We start from the raw sequence: 24526 nt of genomic DNA, 5'->3' as shown, positions 1-24526 counted from the left end.
CACCATGAAAGCCTCCGTTTCCCAGTTCAAGAGCGTGCGCGACATTGAGAGCAACTTGCGCACAATACGCAGCCACATCGCCAGCGCCGCGGCCGGCGGCGCCCAGCTCATCTGCTTCCCCGAAGCGAGCATGGTCGCCTACGAGTCCTCGCGCGAAGAGCTCGTCGCCTTCGCCGACCAACACGCGGCCCGCTTCATCGCCGAGGTGAGCGCCAGTGCCAGGGCGCATGCCATCGACGTGTTTGTCGGCCTGTACGAGCCGCTCGATGGCCAGCGCACGCGCAACACCTTCGTGCACCTGGGTGCCGACGGGCAACTTCTCGGCCGCTACGAGAAGCTGCACCTCTACGATGCGTTCAGCTTCAAGGAGTCCGACAAGAACCGGCGCGGCGAGCTGCTGCCCGCGCATGACGAGGTGTACGTGGCCGACGTGGGCGGCGTGCGCTTCGCCATCCTCAACTGCTACGACCTGCGCTTTCCCGAAATCTCCCGCATCGCGGTGGACAAGGGCGCTGACGTGCTGCTGTATGGCGCGGGCTGGATCGCCGGCAGCCTCAAGGAGCTGCACTGGGAAACCCTGCTGCGCGCGCGCGCGATCGAAAACACCTGCTACGTGCTGGCCTCCTGCCAGCCGCCCCCCACCTCGGTGGGCATGAGCATGGGCATCGACCCCTCGGGCCTGGTGATCGGCGGCATCGCGGCGGCCGAGGGCATCGCCACGGTCGACGTGCTGCCCGAACGCCTGCGCGATGTGCGCAAAGACCTGCCGTGCCTGGAACACCGCCGCTACCAGATCGCCCTCAATCCCTCCGGAGACAACCACCCATGAACCCCAGCAACAACCCCCGGTCCCAAAAGAAGGTGCTGTATTCGGCATCGCTCGGCCAGTTCGTCGAGTGGTACGACTTCGTGATCTACGCCTACTCGGCCACCATCATCGCCAAGCTGTTCTTCCCCACCACCGACCCGGCCACCGCCCTGCTCTCGGCCTTTGCGGTGTACGGCGTGGGCTTCGTCATGCGCCCGCTCGGCGGCTTCATCTTCGGCAGCCTGGGCGACCGCTTCGGCCGCAAGGCGGTGCTCAGCGCGATCATCCTCATGATGGGCGGCGCCACCGTGGGCATCGGCCTGCTGCCCACCTACGCGCAGATCGGCATCGCCGCGCCCATCCTGCTGGTGGTGCTGCGCCTCATCCAGGGCCTGTCGGCGTCGGGCGAAACCATCGGCTCCAACTCCTTCGTGGCCGAGCACGCGCCGCCCGGGCGCCGAGGTCTGCACGTGGCCTTCACCTATGCATTTGCCAACCTGCCGCCCGTGGCGGCCGCGCTCATCATCCTCGCCGTCACCAGCCTGCTGGGCAGCGAGGTGTATGAGAACTGGGGCTGGCGCATCCCCTTCCTGATCAGCGGCCCGCTCGCGCTGGTGGGCCTGTACATCCGCAACCGCGTCGATGAATCGCCAGCGTTCGAGGTGGCGCGCGCCAAGCAGGAGATCTCGACCACGCCGGTGTCGGACGCCATCCGCGACCAGAAGAAGGCCATGGGTTTCAGCTTCGCGCTGGCCGCCTTCTCCAGCCTGACCTTCTACACGCTCGCGGGCTACTTCGTGTCGTACCTCACCGTCACCGTCGGCATGAGCCGCAGCGACTCGCTGATCTCCAACGGCATCGCCATGACCGTCGCCTTCCTCACCATGATCGCGAGCGGTTTCGTGTCGGACAAGGTGGGGCGAAAACCGGTGATGGTGGTCAGCCTGCTCTTCAACGCCATCGTCTGCGTCCCGGCCTACATGCTGGCCGGCGAAGGCACGTTGTTCCATGCGGCGCTGGCGCAATCGCTGCTGGCCATTGGCATGGGCTCGTTCGCCGGCCCGCTGGGCATCACGCTGCTCGAACTATTCCCGACCAGGACGCGCTTCAGCGCATCGGCCATCAGCTACAACCTGGCGTACACGATCTTCGGCGGCACCGCGCCCTTTGTGGGCACGTACCTGGTGCTGGCCACGCAGTCCAGGCTGGCGCCTGCCGCCTACCTCGCCGTGGTCTCCATCGTGGTCTTGTGCGTCACCCTCTTCCTGCCCGAGACCTCCCGTCGGTCGCTGACGGACTAGGCCCGATGCCCCGCGTGGCTGCAGGCTTCAGTGCGCGTGCGCGCTCAGCAGCGGGAAGTCGTAGTGCGCGTCCACCACCCGCGCGGCCATGCTGGGCAGCATGCGGTCGATGAACACCTCGCCCACCCAGCGGCGCAAGGCCGGGTTGCTCATCGGCCCGGCGGCCTGGAGCGTCATGCTGCTGAAGGTGTTGATGCCGTCTTCCATGAGCAGGCCCATGGGCACGGGCGGCAGGCCTTCGGCCGAGGCCAGGCCGGTGGACTGCTGCCAGGCGCTGAGGAAGCGGTCGAAGCTGCCCACGGTGCCTTTGCGCCAGACATCGGCGATGTAGAAGATCCAGGCGCCCTGGTCTTCCACCACGAAGCCCCAGGAAAACTCGTGGATGCCGTCCGGCGCCTGCGCGAACACGCCGATCTCCCGCACGTCTTCGCGCGCCTTGTATTCCGCAAACAGCGGGCCGGGGCCCGAGAGTTCGCCCCGCACGAAGCGCTCCAGCATGTCCGGGTCCGAGCTGAACAGCGGCAGAGGATCGGACCACGAGCGCTTGGCGCGGTGGATGAGGCGCGAGGTGGCATCGGCGCTCTTCTGCGCCTGGATGCAGCGGTCCATGAAGGTCTTGCGGCCGTCGGGCGTGGAGATGAGGTCCACGGTCTCGGTGAAGGCGGCGTCGTTCTTGAGATACCCGTCCTCGCGAAGGCGCAGCACGATGTCGAGCATGGAGCTGCGCGTGATGTGCTCGATCATGTAGGCCATGTCGCCACCCTCGAAGTCGGCCATCGACCGCTGCACCCAGGCCATGGTCTCTTCATGGGAGAGACCCTGGGGTGCCTTGGGCATGTCGTTGAACAGGGCGCGAAGCACCCTCACCGTATCCAGATCGCTGGCCATTCATCCTCCGTCGTAGGCTTCACCGCCGGCCCGGGGAGATAAGGCCTGGACCGGCCTGACAGTCAGGATAGGCGTTTTTGGCCTTTTGCCTGACAGGGGGCCAGTGGCGAGCGTGACTTTTGCAGTCGAAGGCGCGGTTTTCCGCGCAACGGTTCAGGCCTGGCGCGCCGCGCGTTGCGTGCCCACCACCACCAGGGCCACCAGCATCATGAGCACGCCAGCGAGCTGGCTGGGGCTCAGCGCGCGGCCGTACACCGCCCATTCCACCGCCACGGCCGAGGCCGGGTAGACGAACTGCAGCACGGCCACGCGCCCGGCACTCAGGCGCGCCACGCCGGCATAGAGCACCACATAGGCCAGGCCGGTGTGGATGGCGCCCAGTCCGGCGAGCCAGGCCCAGGCGGGCCCGGCGGGCGGCCAGCCGTGCACGAAGGGCCACCACACCAGCACCACCGCCCCCACGGCGCATTGCCACCAGGCCAGGGCCAACGGCGTGAGACCGCGCGCCCGGTTGGCGATCAGCGTGAGGGCCGCATAACCCACCGAATTGAACAAGGCCAGGCCGATGCCCCAGAGGTAGGTGGCCGACCAGCCCGCGCCGCTGAGCGCGCCGTCCACCCAGCCCGAGGCCAGCGCCAGCCCCACGAGGCAGGCCAGGGTGGCCACCGCTTGCGCGCGCGTGATGCGCTCTTTCCACCACAAGGCGCCGAAGGCCATCACCAGAAACGGCTGCACGTGCACGACCACCGTGGCCACACCGATGGAGGTGCGCTCGATGGCCTCGAAGAACAGCACCCAGTTGAGCACCGCCAGCACGCCCGCGCTCACCGCCGCCAGCCGTGCGGCACCGACGACTCGCAGCTCCGCCCAGCGCCGGGTGAGCGCGAACCAGGCGGTGAGCGCCAGCAGACCGAACGCGCAGCGGAACCACACGGCCGTGAGCGGGCTCTGGCCGGCCTCTTCCAGAAAGATGCCCAGCGTGCCGAGCATGAGACCGCCGGCCACCATGAGCCACATGCCGGCGCGTTCGCGCGCGGCAGCGGTGGGGTGGGGGCCAAGGGAGGTGGACAGCGAAGCCGTGGAATTCATGCGCCGATGGTCGCCGGGCCCGACCAATCTGTACAACGGATAAATAGAATCCCATGCATTCGATGAACGAATACTGAAACACCCATGACCCATGCCGACCTGCAACTGGACTGGCTGCGCGCCTTCGTGGCCGTGGTGGATGGCGGCTCGCTTTCCGCCGCGGCGCCGCTGGTGCACCGCTCACAGCCGGCGGTGAGCATGCAGATCCGCAAGCTGGAAGACGCGGTGGGCCGCGCCGTGCTGCTGCGCGGACCGCGCCATCTCGAACTCACGCCCACGGGCACCGAGCTGCTGGGCTATGCCCGCCGCATGCTGGCCCTGCACGCCGAAACGCTGGAGGCCCTGCACGGGCCGGTGCTCAGCGGCCGTGTGCGGCTGGGCGTGCCCGACGACTACGCGGTGAGCTACCTGTCACCGGTGCTGCGCAGCTACGCCGCGCGGCACGCCGGCGTGGAAATCGAGCTGGACTGCGAACAGTCCACCTCGCTCATTCCCAAGGTGCAGCGCGGCGAGATCGATCTGGCGCTGATCTCGCGCGACAAGGCCACGCGCGGCACGCTGCTGTTCCACGAGCCGCTGGTGTGGGTGGGTGCGCCGCGGTTTGAGGTATGGCGGCGCGACCCGCTGCCGATCGCCGTGTACGAAGCCACCAGCCTGGCGCGGCGCTCGACCATCGCCGCGCTGACGGCGCAGCGCCGGGCGTACCGTGTGGTCTACAACAGCTCCAGCCTGGCAGGGCAACTCGCGGCGGTGGAGAGTGGCCTGGCGGTGGCGGTGCTCACGCGATGCAGTGCGCCGGCGCACCTGTCCATCCTCGGCGAGAAACAGGGCCTGCCGGCCCTGGATTTCATGGACGTGGCGCTGTACCGCAGCCAGGCTTCGCGCCACCTGCCTGCGGTGGATGCGCTGTTCGAGCAGATGGTGCAGACGCTCAGTGCGAAGGCACCAGGAAGTCCTGGCTGATGCGCCCGCCCAGCTCGTTCACCCGATCGAGGAACTGGGTGAGAAAAGCGTGCAGCCCCGTGGAGAGGATTTCGTCGATGCGGGCGTACTGCAGGTCGGCCTTGAGCTTGCCGGCGCGGCGCAGGGTTTCGCCGCTGTGGTCGTTGGAGACCACGCTGAGGTTGTTGACCACCTCGTTGAGGCTGGCGGCCAGGCTGCGCGGCATGTCGGCGCGCAGGATCAGCAGTTCGGCCACGCGCTCGGGCGTGATGACGTCTCGGTACACCTTGCGGTAGACCTCGAACCCGCTCACGCTGCGCAGGATCGCGCTCCAGTGGTAGAAGTCGTATTCCTGATCGAGTTCGCTGGCCGCGCCGAAGAAGTCGCTGTGCACGGCGTGGAACTTCACATCCAGCAGGCGGGCGGTGTTGTCCGCGCGCTCCAGGAAGGTGCCCATGCGGTAGAAGTGGAAGGCCTCGTCCTGCAGCATGGTGCCGATGGCCACGCCCCGGGAGAGGTGTGAGCGGAATTTCACCCATTCAAAAAACTCGGCCGGGTCGCGCTCGAAGTTCTTGCTCTTGAGCATGCGGTTGAGTTCGAGCCAGGTCTGGTTTTGCGTTTCCCAGAACTCGGTGGTCAGTGCACCGCGCACGGCCCGGGCGTTCTCGCGCGCGGCGCGCAGGCAGGAGAAGATGCTGGACGGGTTGGCCTCGTCGCGCACCATGAAGTCCAGCACGTTGCGCGGGGTGATGTCCTTGCCGTATTTCTGGGTGTAGGTGTACATCAGCTCGCTGATGGTGAGCAGTCCTTCCCAACCCACCTGCGCCACGGCGGCGGACTGCGGCAGCAGCGAGGTCTGGTAGTTGACGTCCAGCATGCGGGCGGTGTTCTCCGCGCGCTCGGTGTAGCGGGACATCCAGAAGAGGTGGTCGGCGGTGCGCGAAAGCATGATGTGTGTCCCTTGCTCTGTCGTCGAGAAATCAGTCTTCGAGAATCCAGGTGTCCTTGGTGCCGCCCCCTTGCGAGGAGTTGACGACCAGCGAGCCTTCCTTGAGCGCCACGCGGGTCAGGCCGCCGGGCACCATCTGCACTTCCTTGCCGCTGAGCACGAAGGGGCGCAGGTCGATGTGGCGCGGCGCCACGCCGCTTTGCACATAGGTGGGGCAGGTGGAGAGCGAAAGCGTGGGTTGCGCGATGTAGCCGCTGGGATTGGCCGCCACGGCCTTGCGGAAGTCCTCGATCTCGGCCTGGGTGGAGGCCGGCCCGACCAGCATGCCGTAGCCTCCCGCGCCGTGCACCTCCTTGACCACGAGGTCCTTCATGTGGGCCATCATGTACTTGAGGTCTTCGGGCTCGCGCCCCATGAAGGTGGGCACGTTGTTGAGGATGGGTTTCTGCCCGAGGTAGAACTCGATCATCTTGGGCACGTAGGGATAGATGGACTTGTCGTCCGCCACGCCGGTGCCCACCGCGTTGCAGATGGCCACGTTGCCACTGCGGTACACGCCCAGCAGGCCTTCGCAGCCCAGGGTGGAGGTGGGGCGGAACACCGAGGGGTCGAGGAAATCGTCGTCCACGCGGCGGTAGATCACGTCCACCCGCTTGGGGCCGCGCGTGGTGCGCATGTAGACGAAGTTGTCCTTGACGAAGAGATCCTGCCCTTCCACCAGCTCGATGCCCATCTGCTGCGCCAGGAAGGCGTGCTCGAAGTACGCGCTGTTGTACATGCCGGGCGTGAGCACCACCACCGTGGGTTCGGCCGTGGTGGCCGGGCTGCTGGCGCGCAGGGTTTCCAGCAGCAGGTCGGGGTAATGGGCGACCGGTGCCACGCGGTTTTCGCCAAAGAGCTCGGGGAACAGCCGCATCATCATCTTGCGGTCTTCCAGCATGTAGCTCACGCCGCTGGGCACGCGCAGGTTGTCCTCCAGCACGTAGTACTCGCCCACGCCCTCGGCGTTCGGGGCCCGCACGATGTCGATGCCCGAGATGTGCGAGTAGATCTGGTGCGGCACGTCCACGCCCATCATCTCGGGTCGGAACTGCGCATTCTGGAAAATCTGGTCGGCCGGCACGATGCCGGCCTTGATGATTTCCTGGCCGTGGTAGACGTCGTGGATGAAACGGTTGAGCGCGGTCACGCGCTGCACCAGACCCTCCTCCATGCTGCGCCACTCGTGGGCGGGAATGATGCGCGGGATGAGGTCGAAGGGGATGAGGCGCTCGGTGCCGGAGCCGTCCTCGTCCTTGGCGCCGTACACCGCGAAGGTGATGCCGACACGGCGGAAGATCATCTCGGCCTCTTCGCGCCGGGCCGCCATCACGTCTTCGGGTTGTTGTGCCAACCAGCGCGCGTAGTTCTGATAGTGGGCCCGGACCTCGCTGGGCGAGGCGTTCATTTCGTCAAACATCGGTCTGCTCATGGGCTTTTTCTCCTGGGCACAGCATAGCAAGGACCGGGCCAGGGTTTCCGAGCAGTCGGCGGTTCGGGGTGGAAACAGGCCGGGCCGTCAGCCCACGAGCGAATCGGTGTAGATGAAGGTGCTGCACGCCGCCACGAAGGCGGCCGGCGTCTGGCGTTCGCCGAAACCGTAGACCCGCAGGTCTTCGCGGCGCAGGCGGATCGCCACGGGCGTGAAGTCGCTGTCGGAGGAGACGAGGCAGACGCCCGTGACCTGCCCCATGTGCATCAGGTCCATCGCATCCAGGCTCAGGGCGATGTCCGCCGCGTTCTTGCCCTTGGCGTAGCTGAAGAGCTGCACAGGCTCGATGGCATGGCGCAGCAGCAGGCTCTTGAAGCGCTGCAGGCGGGGGTTCGACCAGTCGCCGTAAGCGCGCTTGACCGCCAGCACGCCGTAATAGGCGGCGCGCCGCAGGATGGCGCGAAGGCGGGCCGGCGACGCGTTCTCCGCGTCGATGAGGACGGCCAGTTTCTGTTGCTTGCTCAGGTTCGGCATGCGATGGCTCCCTGTTCCGTTGGGGAAACCGCCGCCACGCCAAGGTGGCGGCGGCCTGAACGGGCTGAGAACCGGAGCCAATGGAAACCGGCAGACCCTCGCGGGTCTCCCGCCCAGGCCGCCAAAACATGGGGCTGGAACGAGAGAGGCCATTTTCCTTCTCGGATTGAAATGGCCTCCGCCATTGGCTCGGGTTCTCAGGCCCGGCTCACCTTTTTCGTGAGCGGGAGGGACTTTACACGAATAACACCAAAGCATTCAAACCGCCTTCATCCTGACCGACCATGGATCAACGACCCAGGTGATGCCAGTAACGGCGGTCGACCTCGCGCTGGCACGCCACGCGGTGGGGTTCGGCGCTGCGCCAGGTGGCCGCACCGCACTCGGGCGAGTTCACCCAGCGAATGCCGCGCTGGGCATAGCGCTCCAGCACCACCGGCGCGGGGTGGTTGAAGCGATTGCGGTAGCCCGACTGAACCACCACCAAGGCGGGGCGCAGGGTGTTGAGCAGCACCGGGCTGCTCGAAGTCTGGCTGCCGTGGTGGGGCGCAAGCATGACGGTGGCGCGCTCCTCGGGCCTCGCCAGCGCCAGGCGCACCTCCTGGGCGGCATCGAGGTCGCCACCCAGCCAGGCGCTGTCGGCGCCGTTGAAGACGCGCAGCACGCAGGACATGGCGTTGCTGGACAGGCGCCCCACGCCCGTCTCGTCGTAGTCGTCGGGTTGCGGGTGCAACACCTCGAAGTCCACCCCGTCCCACCGCCAGCGCTGGCCGGCCACGCAGCGCCGCGCCGCACCGGCGTCGTAGGAAGACAGCCAGCGTGCCTGCGGCTGCGCCGCCTGCACCGAGGCCGCGCCGCCCGAATGGTCGCTGTCGCGGTGGCTGACCACCACCGCATCGAGCCGCTCGCCCAGCGCGCGCAGCAGCGGCAATATCACGCGGTCTCCCGCGTCGGCGGCATCGGGCTGCGACCCGTAGCGCGGGCCGGTGTCGTAGAGCAGGCTGTGGCTGGCGGTGCGCAGCAGCACCGCGCTGCCCTGCCCCACGTCCAGCGCGATCAGCTCGAACTGGCCTGGCGCTGGGCGCGCCGGCTGGTAGAGCAAGGCGGGCCAGAGCAGCATCAGGCCCGAGAGCCGCACCACCCAGGGCAGGCGCAGCACCAGCAACACGCCGCCCACCACCGCCGCCAGCGCCAACGGCCAGGGCGCCACAGGGCGGAACAAGGCCGCCCCCGGCCACCCGGCCAGCCATTGCAAGGCGCTCGACAGGGCCTGCACCGCCCAGGCCGCCATGTCCCACAGGGGCGGCACGAACACGCCGAGCAAGGCCAGCGGCGTGACCAGCAGGGTCACCCAGGGAATCGCGGCAAGGTTGGCCACCAGCCCCACCACCGAGAACTGGCCGAACAGCAGCAAGGTGAGCGGCGCGAGCGCCACCGTCACCACGCCCTGCTCGCGCAGCAGGGCCAGCAAGGCCCGCGACGCGCGCGGCCGCCAGGGGGCTTCGGGCGACGGGCTGCGCCGCCCCGGGTCGGCCGCGAACAGGATGCCCACCGCGACGAAGCTGAGCCAGAAGCCCGCCTGCATCAGCGCCCAGGGGTCGAGCAGCAGCACCACCGCCATGGCCAGCAGCCACACGGCCGGCCAGGGCCAGCGCCGCACCGACAGCCGCAGGCCGACCGCGACCGCCAGCATGAGCACGGTGCGCTGCGCCGGCACGCCCCAGCCCGAGAACAGCGCGTAGGCCGTGGCCAGCGCCACGCCTCCCAGGCCCGCCGCCCAGGGGGCGGGCAGCGCCAGCAGGGCGGCGGGCCAGCGCAGCGCCAGGCGCCGCCAGAGGGCGCCCACCAGCGCCGTGGCCAGCCAGGCGAACAGGGTCACGTGCAGCCCTGAGATGCTCATCAAGTGGGCGACGCCGGTGGTGCGGAACAGGTCCCAGTCGCTGCGGTCGATGGCCGACTGGTCGCCCACCACCAGCGCGGCCAGCACGCCCGCGCTGCGCGGGTCTTCGTGCACGCGGGCCTCGATGCGATCGGCCACGCTCTGGCGCAGGCGGTCCAGCGGGTGCCACGGCGTGGCCCCGATGCGCTGGGGCGGGGGGTCGCGCGGGCTGGTTCGCATGGCGCCGGTGGCCTGGATGCCCTGCTCCCAGAGCCAGCGTTCGCGGTCGAAGCCATGCGGGTTGGCGTTGCCGTGCGGGCTGCGCAGGCGCACGGTGAAGCGCCAGCGGTCGCCTGCGCGCAGCTCAAGGCCCGCCCCGCCTTCCTCTTCGGGCTGCAGGTACCAGCCCAGTTGCAGGCGCGGCGGCAGCGCCACCGCCTGGCCCTGGCGCGCGGCCGACTCCACCACGAAGTCGAAACGCACGCCCTGCGACGCGCGCTGCGGCAACGAGGCGATGCGCCCGGTCACCTCGATGTCCAAGCCCTGCAGGGCCGGGTCGAGCGCGTCGGCGGCGAAATGCACGGCGCGAGCCCCGGTGAGCCCGACCCCGATGAGCGCGCCCGCCGCCAGCGCCAGCAGCAGCGACGGCGCCGTGCGCCGAACCCACCCGAGAGCGCACACGCTCAACCCACCGGCCAGCCCCAGCGCTGCGTAGGTGGGCAGCGTCCACAGCGTGGGCTGCTGCAGTTGAAGCGCCACGCCCAGCACCCAGCCGAGCAGCACCCCGACACCGCCATGGCGCACGATCAGGCCGCGTGGCACCGCTTGGTGGCCATGTCATGTGGCCGTGGCGCAAGACTTGCTAGCATGGCTGCAAGCTGCGTCGGCCGGTCGGTCGTGTGCGGACCCATTGTTCCCCTCCCAGGAAAGTCTTTCGTATGGCCATCCATGTCGCCCTGAGCCACATCACCCATTATCGGTACGACCGCCTGGTCAAGCTGGGGCCTCAGGTGGTCCGGCTGCGGCCCGCGCCGCACAGCCGCACCAAGGTGCTCTCGTATTCGCAGCGCATCGAACCTGGCGAACATTTCATCAACTGGCAGCAGGATCCGTTCGCCAACTACCAGGCACGCCTGGTGTTCCCCGAACCCACCACCGAGTTCAAGGTCACGATCGACCTGGTGGTGGAGATGGCGGTGTACAACCCGTTCGACTTCTTCCTGGAGCCCTCGGCCGAGAACTTCCCGTTCAAGTACGACGAGGCCCAGCAGCAGGAGCTGGCCCCGTACCTGGCCACCGCACCGCTCACGCCCCTGCTCAAGACCTACGTGGACGGCGTGGACCGCCAGGAACGCCGCACCATCGATTTCCTGGTCGACATCAACCAGCGGCTGCAGCGCGACATCGCCTACACCATCCGCATGGAGCCCGGCGTGCAGACGCCCGAGGACACGCTCCAGCTCAAGAGCGGCTCGTGCCGCGACAGCGGCTGGCTGCTGGTGCAGATCCTGCGCCACATGGGCCTGGCCGCGCGCTTTGTCTCGGGCTACCTGATCCAGCTCACATCCGACGTGAAATCGGTCGACGGCCCGAATGGCCCGGAGAAGGATTTCACCGACCTGCACGCCTGGTGCGAGGTGTTCCTGCCCGGCGCGGGCTGGATCGGGCTGGACCCGACCTCCGGCCTGCTCGCAGGCGAAGGCCATGTGCCCCTGGCCTGCACGCCGCAGCCGTCGAGCGCGGCGCCGGTGGAGGGCGGCGTGGACAAGTGCGAGGTGGCGTTCAGCCACCACATGAGCGTGACGCGGGTCTACGAGTCGCCACGGGTCACCCGCCCCTACACCGACGAGCAGTGGGCGGGCGTGCTGGCCCTGGGCGAGCAGGTGGACGCCGACCTCGAACAGCACGACGTGCGCCTGACCATGGGCGGCGAGCCTACCTACGTGGCCACCAGCGACCGCGACGCGGCCGAATGGAACACCGATGCGCTGGGGCCCACCAAGCGCGGCTATGCCACCGAGTTGCTGGGGCGCCTGCGCGCCGAGTACGGGGCGGGTGGCTTCGTGCACATGGGCCAGGGCAAGTGGTACCCGGGCGAGCAACTGCCGCGCTGGGCGTTGTCGATGTTCTGGCGCGCCGATGGCGAAACCATCTGGCACAACCCCGCCCTGCTGGCCGACGAGCGCGACCAGGCGCGCTACACCAGCGACGACGCGCGCCGCTTCACGCAGGCACTGGCGCGCAAGCTCGGCCTGTCCACGCAGTACATCACGCCCGGCTACGAGGACACCTGGTACTACCTCTGGCGCGAGCGCCGCCTACCGGTGAACGTGGACCCGTTCGACAGCAAGCTTGACGACGAGCTCGAACGCGCCCGCCTGCGCCGGGTCTTCAGCCAGGGGCTGGACGCCACCGTGGGCTACGTGCTGCCGCTGCAGGCCGCCGGCCGCAACGGCGTGCTGTCGAGCAACGGCAAGAGCAGCTACCCGCGCGTCTCGGGCACGGTGTGGTCCACCGGGCCATGGTTCTTCCGCGACGAGCGCATGTACTTGATCCCCGGCGACTCGCCCATGGGCTACCGCCTGCCGCTGGACTCGCTGCCTTGGGTCTCGGCCGGCGACTACCCGTACCACATCGAGCAGGACCCGCACTCCGCACGCGACCCACTGCCGCGCGGCGCGGCCGTCAAACACCAAGTGTCGCCGCACCAGGTCGGCGGCGGCTTTGCCGAAGGCGGCACGGTGTCGATGCAGGGCATGGACTTCGACCCCGATGCCGAAACCGTGGAAGGCCTGCGCCCGGGCCAGCCCGGCCCGGGGTCGGCGCCGGCACAGGCCCTGGCGGCGAAGTTCCCACAGCGCGGCGAGTCGGCCGCCTGGCTCACCCGCACCGCGCTGTGCGTGGAAGCGCGCGATCCGCACCGCTCCAACGGCCCCAAGGCCGAGAAGGCGGGCGGCGGCAAGAACCGGCATCTCTACATCTTCATGCCGCCCATGGCGCTGCTGGAAGACTATCTGGACCTGCTCGCCGCGGTGGAGGCCACGGCCGAGAAGCTGGGCATGAGCATCGTGCTCGAAGGCTACCCGCCACCGCGCGACCCGCGCCTGAAGATGCTGCAGGTCACGCCCGACCCCGGGGTGATCGAGGTCAACATCCACCCGGCACACAACTGGGGCGAGCTGGTGGCGCACACCGAGTTTCTCTACGAAGCCGCGCACCAGACGCGCCTGTGCGCCGAGAAGTTCATGACCGACGGCCGCCACACCGGCACCGGGGGCGGCAACCATTTTGTGCTTGGCGGTGCGACGCCGGCGGACTCGCCCTTCCTGCGCCGGCCCGAGCTGCTTGGCAGCCTGCTGGCCTACTGGCACAACCACCCCTCGCTGTCTTACCTCTTCAGCGGCCTCTTCATCGGCCCGACCAGCCAGGCGCCGCGCGTGGACGAGGCACGCAACGACCAGCTCTACGAACTCGAGATCGCCCTCGCGCAGATCAAGCGCAACCGCGAGACGCACGGCGAGAACATGCCGCCGTGGATGGTGGACCGCACGCTGCGCAACATCCTGATCGACGTCACCGGCAACACGCACCGAAGCGAGTTCTGCATTGACAAGCTCTACTCGCCCGACGGCCCCACCGGGCGCCTGGGCCTGCTGGAGTTGCGCGCCTTCGAGATGCCGCCGCACGCGCGCATGAGCATCGCGCAGCAGTTGCTGCTGCGCGCCATGATCGCGCGCTTCTGGAAGCAGCCCTGGCAGGGCCGCCTCACGCGCTGGGGCACCGAACTGCACGACCGCTGCCTGCTGCCCACCTTCGTGCGCATGGACTTCGAGGACGTGCTCACCGACATGGCCGACGCGGGCTACGCCTTCGACATGGCGTGGTTCGAGCCGCACTTCGAGTTCCGCTTCCCGCTGGTGGGCGAGGTGGCCGCGCGCGGCATCGAGCTGACCATCCGAAGCGCCCTGGAGCCCTGGCACGTCATGGGCGAAGAAGGTGCGATTGGCGGCACGGTGCGCTACGTCGACTCATCGCTGGAGCGGGTGGAAGTGCGCGTGAGCGGCTTCAACGACAGCCGGCACGTGATCACCTGCAACGGCCGCGCCCTGCCCCTGCAGAGCACCGGCACCGCAGGCGAGTACGTGGCCGGTGTGCGCTACAAGGCCTGGAGCCCGCCGTCGGCGCTGCACCCCTCGATCGCCGCGCACGCACCACTGACCTTCGACATCGTCGACACGTGGCTCAAGCGCTCCATGGGCGGCTGCCAGTACCACGTTGCCCACCCGGGCGGGCGCAACTACGACACCTTCCCCATCAACGCCTACGAGGCCGAGAGCCGCCGGCTGTCGCGCTTCTTCCAGATGGGACACACGCCCGGCCGCATGGACGTGGCACCGGCTCAGCACAGCCGCGAGTTCCCGTTCACGCTCGACCTGCGCACCTGAGCCCGCGATCCACGTCCACCGCCACCTGTTTTAAGGATGCAACACGGCGATTCACGCCCGCCCGGCCCGCCGACAACCCAGCGGGCATACTCTAAGCCCGTGAATCCCGACCCCACCGAATCCCTCTTTGCCCAGTTGCGTCCGGACACCCCGGGCGCCTGGGCGCTCTCCCTGTCCGTGCCGGCAGACGCGGGCCACCGCGACGAACTGCGCGCCGATGGCGACCCTGAAGCCTCGGCGCTGTCGCGCCCCTGGGCCAGCTTCTTCGAGCACATCGGTGCCGACGGATTCAGCGACCTGAACCGCCGCGCCGAAAACCTGGAGCGCCAGATCCGCGACAACGGCGTGACCTACAACGTCTACGCCGACACCGCCACCGGGCTCGAGCGCCCCTGGTCGCTCGACCTCTTCCCCAAGCTCATCGGCCCTGCGGACTGGGCGCAGATCGAGGCTGGCGTGCTGCAGCGCACGCGCTTGCTCAACGCCATGATGGCCGACCTCTACGGCGAGCGCGAGTTGCTCAAACGCGCGCTGCTGCCGGCCGCGCTGGTGCAGGGACACCCGGGCTACCTGCGCTCCATGCAGGGGGTGCGCCCGCCGGGCGACACCTGGCTGCACATCGTGGGCTTCGATCTCGCCCAGGGGCCGGACGGGCGCTGGTGGGTGGTGGGCCAGCGCACCCAGGCCCCCTCGGGCCTGGGCTACCTGCTGGAGAACCGCATCGCCATCGGGCGCCAGTTCCCCAAGGCCTTCGCCGGCATGAAGGTGCAGCGACTGGCCGCCAGCTACCGCGCGCTCATGGATGGCATCAAGCGCATGGCGCCCGAAGGCGAGAACGCACGCATCGCCTTGCTCACGCCCGGCCCCTACAACGAAACCTACTTCGAGCACGCCTACCTCGCCCGCTACCTCGGCCTCACGCTGGTGGAGGGCAACGACCTGACCGTGCGCGACCAGCGCCTGTTCCTCAAGACGCTCAGCGGACTGGAGCCGGTGCATGCGCTGATCAAGCGGCTGGACGACGAGTGGCTGGACCCATTGGAACTGCGCTCCGATTCGCGCCTGGGCGTGCCCGGCCTGCTGCAGGTGCTGCGCGCGGGCAACCTGCTGCTGGCCAACGCGCCGGGATCGGCACCGCTGGAATCGAGCGCGCTGCTCGGCTTCCTGCCGGCCATCAGCCGCCACCTCCTGGGCGAGGAACTGAGCCTGCCCTCGCTGGCCACCTGGTGGTGCGGCGAAGACGCCGCGCTGCGCGAGGTGCTGCCGCTGCTCAAGGAGAGCGTGATCAAGCCCACCTACCCGCGCTCCGGGCTGGAGACGGTGATGGGCCAGAGCCTGAGCGAGCGCGAGCTCGACGAATGGTCCGGCCGCATGGCGCGCCACGCCGACGACTACACCGTGCAATCCTGGTTGCCCCTGTCGCAGACACCGACCTGGAGCGGCGAACGGCTGATGCCGCGCTCGGCCATGCTGCGCGTGTTCGCGCTGGCCGACGGTCCCAAGTCCTGGCGCGTGCTGCCCGGGGGCCTGGTGCGCCTGGCGCCGCGCGGCCAGCTCATTGCAGCCATGCAGCGCGGCGGCAGCAGTGCCGACTGCTGGGTGCTCACCGACGGCCCGGTGGACCACACCAGCCTGCTGCAGTCCGCACCGAGCACGCTCGCCCTGGCGCAGCAGAAGCGGCCTGTGACCAGCCGCGCCGCCGAAAACCTCTTCTGGCTCGGCCGCTACACCGAGCGCGCGGAAAACAGCGTGCGACTCGCGCAGATCGTCCTGAGCCACATGGGGGGCGAGGAGCCCAACTCGCGCTCGCTGATGGCCTGGCTGACCGGCATGGCGCGCGAGAACGCGCTGGTGCTGCCCGACGTGCCCACCGCCTCGCTTTCGGCGCGTGTGTTCTCGCGCAGCCTCATCGCCGCACTCTCGCCCGCGCCGGGCGACGCGCTGGCCGCGCAGTCCTTCAGCGTGGGCTTCAACCTGCGCGCGCTCAAGGCCGCCGCCGCGCAGGTGCGCGAGCGCCTCTCGCAGGAGCACTGGAACCTGATCGAGCGCACCGAGGCCAGCTTTGCGCGCGACTGCGCCGCCCTCTCCACCGACGCCGAGTACGCCACCGCCGAGGCCATTGCAGCGCTGCAGAACGCCAGCGAACTGCTCGCGGCCATCACCGGCTCGCAGACCGACCGCATGGTGCGCGACGACGGCTGGCGCCTGCTGTCGATGGGCCGCCACATCGAGCGGCTCATCACGCTGGCGCGCGCCCTGTCGCTCGCGCTCGAACACGGCTGCGTGCACGACCCGGCCGGCTTCGAGGCCGTGATCGCCCTGTTCGACAGCACCATCACCTTTCACGCGCAGTACCAGCAGCGGCGCGACATGGTCGCGCTGATCGACCTGCTGGTGATGGACCGCGACAACCCGCGCTCGCTGGCGTGGGTGGTGCACACGCTGCGCTCGCGCCTGGCCAAGCTCTCTCAGAGTGCCACGCCGCAGGACGCGGTGCTCGCGCGCGGCCTGCCCGACCCCGACACCTGGGTGCTGCCCGACCTGAGCAACTGGCAGCGCAGCCCCGATGGCCAGCGCGTCTGGAGCGACCTGGCCGCGTTGCTCGATGGCTGCGAGATCGCGGCGATCGACCTCTCCGACGAGATCACGCGCCTGCACTTCAGCCACGCAGACCAGCGCAACCAATCGCTCGGGGCCTGACATGCTGCTGCGCATCCTGCACCGGACCCGCTACCGCTACCACGGCTCGATCGACATGGCGCAGCACATGGTGCACCTTCGGCCGGTGGACACAGCCTGGCAGCGCGTGCGCTCGCACGAACTGCGCATCGACCCGGAGCCGGCCGCTCGCAGCGAGACCACCGACGTGTTCGGCAACCCCCGCACCTTCTTCTCGCTGCAGTCCATCCACAGCATGCTGACCGTGGAGGCCGACAGCCTGGTCGACACGCAGGCCCCCGAGGCTTTGCCCGAGGGCCTGCCCTGGCGCGCCATGAACTGGGAGCGCGTGCGCGAGCATTTCCACTACCGGGCACAGGCCCCCTTCGACGCGGCCAGCGAGTTCCTCTTCGCCTCGCCCCATGTGCCGCGCGACGACGCTTTCGCCGCCTTTGCCCGGCCCGCCTTCAAGCCCGGCCTGCCGGTTCTGGAAGCGGCCCGCGCGCTGATGGAGCGCATCCACACCGAGCTCGAGTACGAAGCCCACAGCACCGAAGTCAACACCCCGGCGCTTGACGCACTGGCGCAAGGCAAGGGGGTGTGCCAGGACTTCGCCCACATCATGCTGGGCTGCCTGCGCTCGCTCGGCCTGCCGGCGCGCTACGTCAGCGGTTACCTGCTCACGCGCCCGCCTGCGGGCAAGCCGCGCCTGATCGGCGCCGATGCCTCGCATGCCTGGGTGTCGGTGTACGTCCCCGTGGCGGCCGGTGCCGCCGGTGACGCGCCCACCGGTGCCTGGTTCGACTTCGATCCCACCAACAACCGCTGCGGCCGGGGCAGCCCTGGCGAAGACTACGTGACGCTGGCGATGGGGCGCGATTTCTCGGACGTCTCGCCCATGCGCGGCGTGATCCAGAGCGGTGCGCGCCACACCTTGTCCGTGGCCGTGACGGTGGCACCGCCCGACGAACTCGAACAGCTGCAGGCCGCCGCAGACGCCTGACCCCGTCGATAGAATGGGCCGCTCATTCTTCAGGAGCGTTCCATGAGCATTTACGACAAGCTGACCCAACTCGGCATCACCCTGCCGCCCGTGGCCGTGCCCGCCGCGGCGTACGTGCCCTTCGTGCAGACCGGCAAGCTGATCTTCCTGAGCGGACACATCGCCAAGAAGGAGGGCAAGCCCTGGGTCGGCCAGCTGGGACTGACCATGACCACCGATGAAGCCAAGCCCGCCGCCCGCGCGGTGGCGATCGACCTGCTGGGCACGCTCGATGCCGCCTGCCGCGCCGCCGGCACCGATCTCAATGGTGTCAAGCGCGTCGTGAAGGTGCTCAGCCTGGTGAACTCCACGCCGACCTACACCGAGCAGCACCTGGTCACCAATGGCTGCAGCGAACTGATCGGCGAGGTGTTCGGCTCCGCAACGGGCGCGCACGCGCGCAGCGCCTTCGGCGTGGCGCAGCTGCCCATGGGGGCCTGCGTGGAAATCGAGCTGATCGCAGAGTTGAAGTAACCCTCCGCCCGCCTTCGCCGGCACCGGGGGCCGGCGCAGCCCGAGCCACGGCACCCCTGGAAGGAGCCCGTCTCTGCGCGGACTTACTTCTTCTTGCGTTCGTTGGCGCGCCGCACCTGGCGGCTCTGCGTGGCTTGCGCCAGCGTCGCTTGCTTGCTGGCGCGCCGCTTCGCCATGTGCCGCGTGGCGAACCGTGCGATGCCAAACGCCAGCGCCGCCATCACAGCCGCAATCACCATGCCTGTCCAGGAGAGGTTGTCCATGTTCAGCTCGTCATGCGAGGCGGCCTGTCAGGCGGCCTCTGGTGTCAGAAAGGTGTGGAAACGCGCGAGCTCTTCGTCCAGCGCGCGCTGAAAGCCCACATCGCGGGGGCGTGCCTCGGCAAACCCCAGTTCGTGCCGCAGCTGCCCGCGCTCAAGGCGCAGGTTGGCCCAACCCACCATGCGTTCGCCCCACAACACCGGCAATGCGTAATGGCCCATGGTGCGCCGGGGCGCCGGCACATAGGCCTCGAAGCGGTAGGCCCAGCCCCACAGCATCTCGAAACGCCGCCGGTCCCACACCACGGGATCGAAGGGCGCGAGCAGGCGCAGGCCCCCGTCGTCAGGGCGGTGGCGGCGCGAAGCGGGGTTTTCGTCGGCCGGCCAGAACCACGTGACGCCGTCGACCTGCGCATGGCCATAGCGCGCGCGGGCGGCCTGCACCACGGCCCGGGTCTCGACCGCGAGGTGCGGCGCACCATAGCGCAGCAAGGTCACCAGGTAGCCCAGGCTGGGTGAAGGCAGGGGCGCATACAGCGCCACGATGGCGTCGACCAGCGCCTCGGCGCGCGCCAGGCGGGCAGCGGGACGGTCATCCTGCGCCACATGGCTCATCGCCTCGTACACACGGGTGCCCGATTCGCGGCGGCGCACGCGCAACCAGCCGTGGTGGTGCATGTCGTCGAGCAGCCGGGTGCTGGCGTTGAGCTCGCCGCCCCAGTAGCCCGCCACGCGACCATGGTGGGCGAAGGCTTCGCTCACTTCGCGGGGATGGACCACGCCGCGCTCCTGCACGAAGGCCAGCACCTCGCGCGCGCGCTCGGTGGTGACCACGTCCCACGGCCGGCGGGGCGTGCGCGGGTGCAGCAGCGCCAGCATCTCTCTCGGCACGAAGCCGTAGTTGACAAAGGCGTCCTCTTCCACGCCGAGCCGCTCGTAGCGGCGCTCCAGGTCGCCCGCGCGGTAGTCGCGCACCCGCTGGTAGAGGATCAGGTCCTGCGCGCGCGCCGGGGCGCGCATCGGGTCGGCCTGCACAAAGCCGAGCCGGCGGATCGCGGCCGGCAGGCTCAGGGGCTTGAACAGGCTGCGCGCGATCGCATGGCGGCGCAGCTCGGCCAGGGTCGGCGAGCGCGCCATGGCCGCTTTACTCCACCCGCGTGATGCGGTTGGGCTTGAAGCCCAGGTCGGCCGCCTTGCCCTTGCGGGCGCGCGCCGCGCGCGCGTTGTTGAGGCTGCGGATCTCCAGCGTTTCCTCGCGCTCCTTGCCGCCGCGCCCGATGCCTTCAATCTTCACGCTGCGGGTGTAGGCGGCGGCACCGGCCAAGGTGTCCTTGGCTTCGAGGTCGATCAGCATCAGGCCTCGTCCGCCTTTCTCCATCAGCTTGAGTTCGCCGATCTCGAAGGTGAGGATGCGCCCGCCGGTGGAGGCGCAGCACACGTGCGTGGCTGGCACCAGCGGCACGCCACCCGAAGTGAAGGCCGCGTGCGACGGCGCGCACGGCGTCTCGCCCTCGCCGAGGTTGAGGAAGGTCTTGCCGCCGCGCTGGCGCGACACCATGTTCTCCACCGTGGCCAGGAAGCCGTAGCCACCGCTGCTGCTGAGCAGCAACGCGGCGTTGGCCGGGCCGGCGAAGTAGTGCAGCGGCTGCGTGCCGCTTTCGAGCTCAATGAGCGTGGTGATGGGCTGGCCATCGCCGCGCGCACCGGGGAGGCTGGCCACGGGCACCGAATACACGCGGCCGTTGCTGCCGAAGGTGATGAGCGTGTCCACGGTGCGGCACTCGAAGGTGCCGTACAGGCCGTCGCCGGCCTTGAACGCGAAACTGCCGGCCTCGTGTCCGTGCCCGGTGCGCGCGCGCACCCAGCCCTTGCTGGAGATCACCACCGTCACGGGTTCGTCCACCACCTTGATCTCGGCCACGGCCTTCTTCTCGGTCTGGATCAGCGTGCGGCGCGCATCGGCGAAGGTCTTGGCGTCGGCTTCGATCTCCTTGATCATCAGGCGCTTGAGGCTGCCGGGGTTGCCCAGGATGTCCTCGAGCCGGCCCTGTTCTTCGCGCAATTCCTTGAGCTCCTGCTCGATCTTGATGGCTTCGAGCCGCGCGAGCTGGCGCAGGCGGATTTCAAGGATGTCCTCGGCCTGGCGGTCGCTGAGATTGAAGCGCTCGATCAGCGCGGCCTTGGGCTCGTCGCTGTGGCGGATGATGCGGATCACCTCGTCGATGTTGAGCAGCACCAGCTGCCGGCCTTCGAGAATGTGGATGCGGTCCAGCACCTTGGTGAGGCGGTGCTGCGAGCGCCGGGTGATCGTGCCCTGGCGGAATTCGATCCACTCGGTGAGCATCTGCCGCAGCGACTTCTGCGTGGGCCGGCCATCGAGCCCCACCATGGTGAGGTTGATCGGCGCCGAGGTCTCCAGGCTGGTGTGGGCCAGCAGTGCGGTGATGAGTTCCTGCTGCTCGATGCGGCTGCTCTTGGGTTCGAACAGCAGGCGCACGGGCGCGTCCTTGCTCGACTCGTCGCGCACGCCGTCGAGCACCATGAGGATGCTGGCCTTGAGCTGCGTCTGCTCCTGCGTCAACGCCTTCTTGCCGGCCTTCACCTTGGGGTTGGTGAGTTCCTCGATCTCTTCGAGCACGCGCTGCGTGCTCACGCCCGGCGGCAGCTCGGTCACCACGAGTTGCCATTGGCCGCGCGCAAGGTCCTCGATCTTCCAGCGCGCGCGCACTTTGAGGCTGCCTCGGCCGGTGCGGTAGGCGTCGGCGATGTCGCCCGCCGGGCTGATGATCTGGCCGCCACCGGGGTAATCGGGACCGGGCAGCAGCGCGAAGAGTTCGTCGTCCGCCAGCTTGGGGTTCTTCACCAGCGCCACGCAGGCGTCGGCCACCTCGCGCAGGTTGTGGCTGGGAATCTCAGTGGCCAGGCCCACGGCGATGCCGCTGGCACCGTTGAGCAGGTTGAACGGCAGGCGCGCGGGCAGTTGCTTGGGCTCGACGGTGGAGCCATCGTAGTTGGGCACGAAGTCCACCGTGCCCTCGTCGATCTCGTCGAGCAGCAGGGTGGTGATTTTGGCCAGCCGGGCCTCGGTGTAGCGCATGGCCGCGGCGCCGTCGCCGTCGCGCGAGCCGAAGTTGCCCTGGCCGTCGATCAGCGGGTAGCGCTGCGCGAAGTCCTGCGCCATGCGCACCAGGGCGTCGTAGGCCGCCTGGTCGCCGTGTGGATGGAAGCGGCCCAGCACGTCGCCGACCACGCGCGCGCTTTTCACGGGGCGCGCGGCGGTGTTGCGGTTGGGCCCGCTGAAGCCCAGGCCCATGCGGTCCATGCTGTAGAGAATGCGGCGCTGCACCGGCTTCTGGCCGTCGCACACGTCGGGCAGTGCGCGGCCCTTCACGACCGAGAGCGCGTATTCGAGGTAGGCGCGCTGCGCGTAGTTCGCGAGGTTCATGCCGTCGTCGTCCGGTGCGGACAGCGGCAGTTCAGGAGTTTCAGTCATGGCAGATCAGTTCTTCGTTCAAGGCGGCGATTCGGTCAAGGACACCGCAGAGCCGGCTCTGCCGGTCTGCCGGTGCCGCCCCTGAGGGGTGACGGGAAGCGGCGCGGGGGGAGTTCAACTAAATATCGATTTCCACCGAGTCGCCATGCAACTCCATGAGCTCGCGGCGCGAGGCGGCCTCGCCCTTGCCCATGAGCTTGGTGATGAGTGCTTCGGTGCCGGCGAAGTCGATCGCGCCGAGCACGACCGGCATGAGGCGGCGCGTGTCGGGGTTGAGCGTGGTGTCCCACAGCTGCTCGGCGCTCATCTCGCCCAGGCCCTTGAAGCGGCTGATCTGGCATTTCTCGGGCGGCACGCCGTCCTTGGCGGTCTTGTCGAGGATGGCGTGCAGTTCGCCTTCGTCCAGCGCGTACTGCTTGGCCGCCGGTTTCTTGCCGCGCGCGGGTATGTCCACGCGAAACAGCGGCGGGCGCGCCACGTACACGTGACCGGCCTCGATGAGCTTGGGAAAGTGGCGGAAGAAAAGCGTGAGCAGCAGCACCTGGATGTGCGAGCCATCCACGTCCGCGTCTGACAGGATGCAGACCTTGCCGTAGCGCAGGCCGCTGAGGTCGGGCGTGTCGTTCGGGCCGTGCGGGTCGACACCGATGGCCACGGCGATGTCATGGATCTCGGTGTTGGCGAACAGGCGGTCTCGCTCGACTTCCCAGGTGTTGAGCACCTTGCCGCGCAGCGGCAGCACGGCCTGGCTTTCCTTGTCGCGGCCCATCTTGGCGCTGCCGCCAGCGGAGTCGCCCTCGACCAGGAACACCTCGTTGTGCGCCAGGTCCTTGCTCTCGCAGTCGGTGAGCTTGCCGGGCAGCACGGCCACGCCGGAGCCCTTGCGCTTCTCGACCTTCTGGCCGGCTTTCTGGCGCGACTGCGCGGCCTTGATCGCCAGTTCGGCGAGCTTCTTGCCGTAGTCCACGTGCTGGTTGAGCCAGAGTTCGAGCGCGGGGCGCACGAAGCTGCCGACCAGGCGCACGGCGTCGCGCGAGTTCAGGCGCTCCTTGATCTGGCCCTGGAACTGCGGGTCAAGCACCTTGGCAGAGAGCACGTAGCTCGCGCGTGCAAACACGTCTTCGGGCAGCAGCTTCACCCCCTTGGGCAGGAGCGCGTGCAGCTCGATGAAACCCTTGACGGCCTGGAACAGGCCATCGCGCAAACCGCTTTCGTGCGTGCCGCCCGCGCTGGTGGGAATCAGGTTGACATAGCTCTCGCGCACCGGCTGCCCATCCTCGGTGAAGGCCACGCACCAGGCGGCGCCCTCGCCTTCGGCGAAGCTGTCGTGCCCGCTGTCGGCGAAGCCCTCGCCTTCGAACAGGGGGATGACCGGGTCGCCGGTCAGGGTCTGCTGCAGGTAGTCCCGCAGTCCGCCCTTGTAGAGCCAGGTCTGGGTGTCCTTGGTCTTCTCATTGACCAGCGTCACGCTCACGCCGGGCATGAGCACCGCCTTGCTGCGCAGCAAGTGGGTGAGCTCGGCCATGGGCAGGGTGGCGGCTTCGAAGTACTTGGCATCGGGCCAGGCGCGCACCGTGGTGCCCTGCTTGCGGTCGGCATCGCCCTTGGGTGTAACCACCAGGGGCTCGACCACGTCGCCCGCGGAGAAGGCCAGCTTGGCCACCTTGCCTTCGCGGAAGCTGGTCACCTCCAGCCGGGTGGAAAGCGCGTTGGTCACGCTCACGCCCACGCCGTGCAGGCCGCCAGAGAAGCTGTAGGCACCGCCCTTGCCCTTGTCGAACTTGCCGCCCGCGTGCAGCCGGGTGAACACGAGCTCGACCACCGGGGCCTTTTCTTCGGGGTGCAGGCCAAAGGGAATGCCCCGCCCGTCGTCTTCGACGCTGACCGAATGGTCGGCGTGCAGCGTGACCTTGATCTTCTTGCCGTGCCCGGCCAGGGCCTCGTCGGCCGCGTTGTCCAGCACTTCCTGGATGATGTGCAGCGGGTTGTCCGTGCGGGTGTACATGCCCGGCCGCTGCTTGACCGGCTCCAGCCCCTTGAGGACGCGGATCGAGCCTTCGGAGTATTCGTTGGGTGTTTGGGTCGCCATGGGGGCGGATTGTATGCCCCGAAGACTGTATGCAAATACAGATTTTGCGCCGACGGCCGACCAGCGATGCGCGCGATTCATCAGTGGCGCGGGAAAATATCAAGCCTTCGCGGCATGCCCGTGACAGGCAAGGCCCATCCTTCTTCGCTACAGTTCCCGGATGCCTTCGACCGCCACCCCCCCAACCCCCCCCCGCCTCTCTGC

The 24526-nt window shown here is 68.7% G+C and carries 17 protein-coding genes; 7 read left to right on the top strand and 10 right to left on the bottom strand.

The window, feature by feature from the left end; genetic code table 11:
- The first annotated feature begins 4 nt into the window (after positions 1 to 4).
- Together KIT86_RS14750 and KIT86_RS14745 are read left to right on the top strand one after the other, a co-directional pair.
- Positions 5 to 829: a carbon-nitrogen hydrolase family protein gene (locus tag KIT86_RS14750; RefSeq protein ID WP_297399630.1), complete on the top strand. Its 825-nt coding sequence runs from the start codon at positions 5 to 7 to the stop codon at positions 827 to 829.
- Positions 826 to 2109 carry an MFS transporter gene (locus KIT86_RS14745; protein ID WP_297399628.1) on the top strand — a complete coding sequence of 428 codons (1284 nt, stop codon included), beginning with the start codon at positions 826 to 828 and terminating at the stop codon, positions 2107 to 2109. The genes KIT86_RS14750 and KIT86_RS14745 overlap by 4 nt, the downstream gene beginning before the upstream one ends.
- Positions 2110 to 2136: 27 nt before the next feature.
- Here KIT86_RS14745 and KIT86_RS14740 read toward each other — a convergent pair whose 3' ends face one another.
- Together KIT86_RS14740 and KIT86_RS14735 are read right to left on the bottom strand one after the other, a co-directional pair.
- A complete protein-coding gene (locus tag KIT86_RS14740) occupies positions 2137 to 2997 on the bottom strand; it encodes a hypothetical protein (protein ID WP_297399626.1) in 861 nt (286 codons plus the stop codon).
- Positions 2998 to 3150: 153 nt separating this feature from the next.
- Positions 3151 to 4086 (bottom strand): DMT family transporter, encoded by a 936-nt coding sequence (locus tag KIT86_RS14735; protein WP_297399624.1) that lies wholly within the window; start codon positions 4084 to 4086, stop codon positions 3151 to 3153.
- An 84-nt stretch (positions 4087 to 4170) separates the two neighbouring features.
- Here KIT86_RS14735 and KIT86_RS14730 point away from each other — a divergent pair, with 84 nt between their 5' ends.
- On the top strand, positions 4171 to 5049 hold the full coding sequence (locus tag KIT86_RS14730) for a LysR substrate-binding domain-containing protein (protein ID WP_297399622.1): 879 nt from the start codon (positions 4171 to 4173) through the stop codon (positions 5047 to 5049).
- Here the strand turns inward: KIT86_RS14730 and KIT86_RS14725 are convergent.
- From KIT86_RS14725 to KIT86_RS14710, 4 genes are all read right to left on the bottom strand, one after another.
- Positions 5018 to 5977 (bottom strand): alpha-E domain-containing protein, encoded by a 960-nt coding sequence (locus KIT86_RS14725; RefSeq protein WP_297399620.1) that lies wholly within the window; start codon positions 5975 to 5977, stop codon positions 5018 to 5020. The genes KIT86_RS14730 and KIT86_RS14725 overlap by 32 nt on opposite strands.
- A 31-nt stretch (positions 5978 to 6008) precedes the next feature.
- Positions 6009 to 7448, bottom strand: coding sequence for a circularly permuted type 2 ATP-grasp protein (locus KIT86_RS14720; RefSeq protein ID WP_297399617.1), 1440 nt, complete (start codon positions 7446 to 7448; stop codon positions 6009 to 6011).
- Positions 7449 to 7535: 87 nt separating this feature from the next.
- Positions 7536 to 7982 carry an NYN domain-containing protein gene (locus KIT86_RS14715; RefSeq protein WP_297399616.1) on the bottom strand — a complete coding sequence of 149 codons (447 nt, stop codon included), beginning with the start codon at positions 7980 to 7982 and terminating at the stop codon, positions 7536 to 7538.
- A gap of 289 nt (positions 7983 to 8271) precedes the next feature.
- Positions 8272 to 10683, bottom strand: coding sequence for a DNA internalization-related competence protein ComEC/Rec2 (locus KIT86_RS14710; protein WP_297399614.1), 2412 nt, complete (start codon positions 10681 to 10683; stop codon positions 8272 to 8274).
- 116 nt (positions 10684 to 10799) lie between these two features.
- On the opposite strand from KIT86_RS14710, the gene KIT86_RS14705 reads away from it, so the two are divergent.
- From KIT86_RS14705 to KIT86_RS14690, 4 genes are all read left to right on the top strand, one after another.
- Entirely contained in the window at positions 10800 to 14306 is a 3507-nt protein-coding gene (locus KIT86_RS14705; protein WP_297399613.1) for a DUF2126 domain-containing protein, read from the top strand.
- Between the two features lie 99 nt (positions 14307 to 14405).
- Complete coding sequence (locus KIT86_RS14700) at positions 14406 to 17006, top strand: circularly permuted type 2 ATP-grasp protein (RefSeq protein WP_297399611.1); 2601 nt, start codon at positions 14406 to 14408, stop codon at positions 17004 to 17006.
- 1 nt (position 17007) lies between these two features.
- Positions 17008 to 17967, top strand: a complete 960-nt coding sequence (locus tag KIT86_RS14695; protein ID WP_297399609.1) for a transglutaminase family protein — start codon at positions 17008 to 17010, stop codon at positions 17965 to 17967.
- A gap of 42 nt (positions 17968 to 18009) precedes the next feature.
- Positions 18010 to 18480: a RidA family protein gene (locus KIT86_RS14690; protein WP_297399607.1), complete on the top strand. Its 471-nt coding sequence runs from the start codon at positions 18010 to 18012 to the stop codon at positions 18478 to 18480.
- Positions 18481 to 18563: 83 nt separating this feature from the next.
- Here the strand turns inward: KIT86_RS14690 and KIT86_RS14685 are convergent, their stop codons facing one another.
- The 4 genes from KIT86_RS14685 to KIT86_RS14670 form a co-directional block, all read right to left on the bottom strand.
- Positions 18564 to 18743 (bottom strand): hypothetical protein, encoded by a 180-nt coding sequence (locus KIT86_RS14685; RefSeq protein WP_297399605.1) that lies wholly within the window; start codon positions 18741 to 18743, stop codon positions 18564 to 18566.
- Between the two features lie 27 nt (positions 18744 to 18770).
- Positions 18771 to 19877, bottom strand: coding sequence for a crosslink repair DNA glycosylase YcaQ family protein (locus KIT86_RS14680; RefSeq protein ID WP_297399603.1), 1107 nt, complete (start codon positions 19875 to 19877; stop codon positions 18771 to 18773).
- A 7-nt stretch (positions 19878 to 19884) separates the two neighbouring features.
- Complete coding sequence (gene parC, locus KIT86_RS14675; RefSeq protein WP_297399601.1) at positions 19885 to 22233, bottom strand: DNA topoisomerase IV subunit A; 2349 nt, start codon at positions 22231 to 22233, stop codon at positions 19885 to 19887.
- Between the two features lie 118 nt (positions 22234 to 22351).
- On the bottom strand, positions 22352 to 24322 hold the full coding sequence (locus KIT86_RS14670; protein WP_297399599.1) for a DNA topoisomerase IV subunit B: 1971 nt from the start codon (positions 24320 to 24322) through the stop codon (positions 22352 to 22354).
- Between the last annotated feature and the right edge of the window lie 204 nt (positions 24323 to 24526).

The sequence above is a fragment of the Hydrogenophaga sp. genome (assembly GCF_026125825.1).
In the GTDB taxonomy this organism is placed as follows: Bacteria; Pseudomonadota; Gammaproteobacteria; order Burkholderiales; family Burkholderiaceae_C; genus Hydrogenophaga.
This window is presented reverse-complemented; position numbering and strand designations above follow the sequence as displayed.

Coding starts and splice junctions, on each gene's coding strand:
- KIT86_RS14730 (WP_297399622.1), top strand. CDS start 4,171: ATGACCCATGCCGACCTGCAACTGGACTGGCTGCGCGCCTTCGTGGCC.
- KIT86_RS14715 (WP_297399616.1), bottom strand. CDS start 7,982: ATGCCGAACCTGAGCAAGCAACAGAAACTGGCCGTCCTCATCGACGCG.
- KIT86_RS14670 (WP_297399599.1), bottom strand. CDS start 24,322: ATGGCGACCCAAACACCCAACGAATACTCCGAAGGCTCGATCCGCGTC.
- KIT86_RS14685 (WP_297399605.1), bottom strand. CDS start 18,743: ATGGACAACCTCTCCTGGACAGGCATGGTGATTGCGGCTGTGATGGCG.
- KIT86_RS14750 (WP_297399630.1), top strand. CDS start 5: ATGAAAGCCTCCGTTTCCCAGTTCAAGAGCGTGCGCGACATTGAGAGC.
- parC (WP_297399601.1), bottom strand. CDS start 22,233: ATGACTGAAACTCCTGAACTGCCGCTGTCCGCACCGGACGACGACGGC.
- KIT86_RS14705 (WP_297399613.1), top strand. CDS start 10,800: ATGGCCATCCATGTCGCCCTGAGCCACATCACCCATTATCGGTACGAC.
- KIT86_RS14680 (WP_297399603.1), bottom strand. CDS start 19,877: ATGGCGCGCTCGCCGACCCTGGCCGAGCTGCGCCGCCATGCGATCGCG.
- KIT86_RS14735 (WP_297399624.1), bottom strand. CDS start 4,086: ATGAATTCCACGGCTTCGCTGTCCACCTCCCTTGGCCCCCACCCCACC.
- KIT86_RS14740 (WP_297399626.1), bottom strand. CDS start 2,997: ATGGCCAGCGATCTGGATACGGTGAGGGTGCTTCGCGCCCTGTTCAAC.
- KIT86_RS14695 (WP_297399609.1), top strand. CDS start 17,008: ATGCTGCTGCGCATCCTGCACCGGACCCGCTACCGCTACCACGGCTCG.
- KIT86_RS14725 (WP_297399620.1), bottom strand. CDS start 5,977: ATGCTTTCGCGCACCGCCGACCACCTCTTCTGGATGTCCCGCTACACC.
- KIT86_RS14720 (WP_297399617.1), bottom strand. CDS start 7,448: ATGAGCAGACCGATGTTTGACGAAATGAACGCCTCGCCCAGCGAGGTC.
- KIT86_RS14690 (WP_297399607.1), top strand. CDS start 18,010: ATGAGCATTTACGACAAGCTGACCCAACTCGGCATCACCCTGCCGCCC.
- KIT86_RS14745 (WP_297399628.1), top strand. CDS start 826: ATGAACCCCAGCAACAACCCCCGGTCCCAAAAGAAGGTGCTGTATTCG.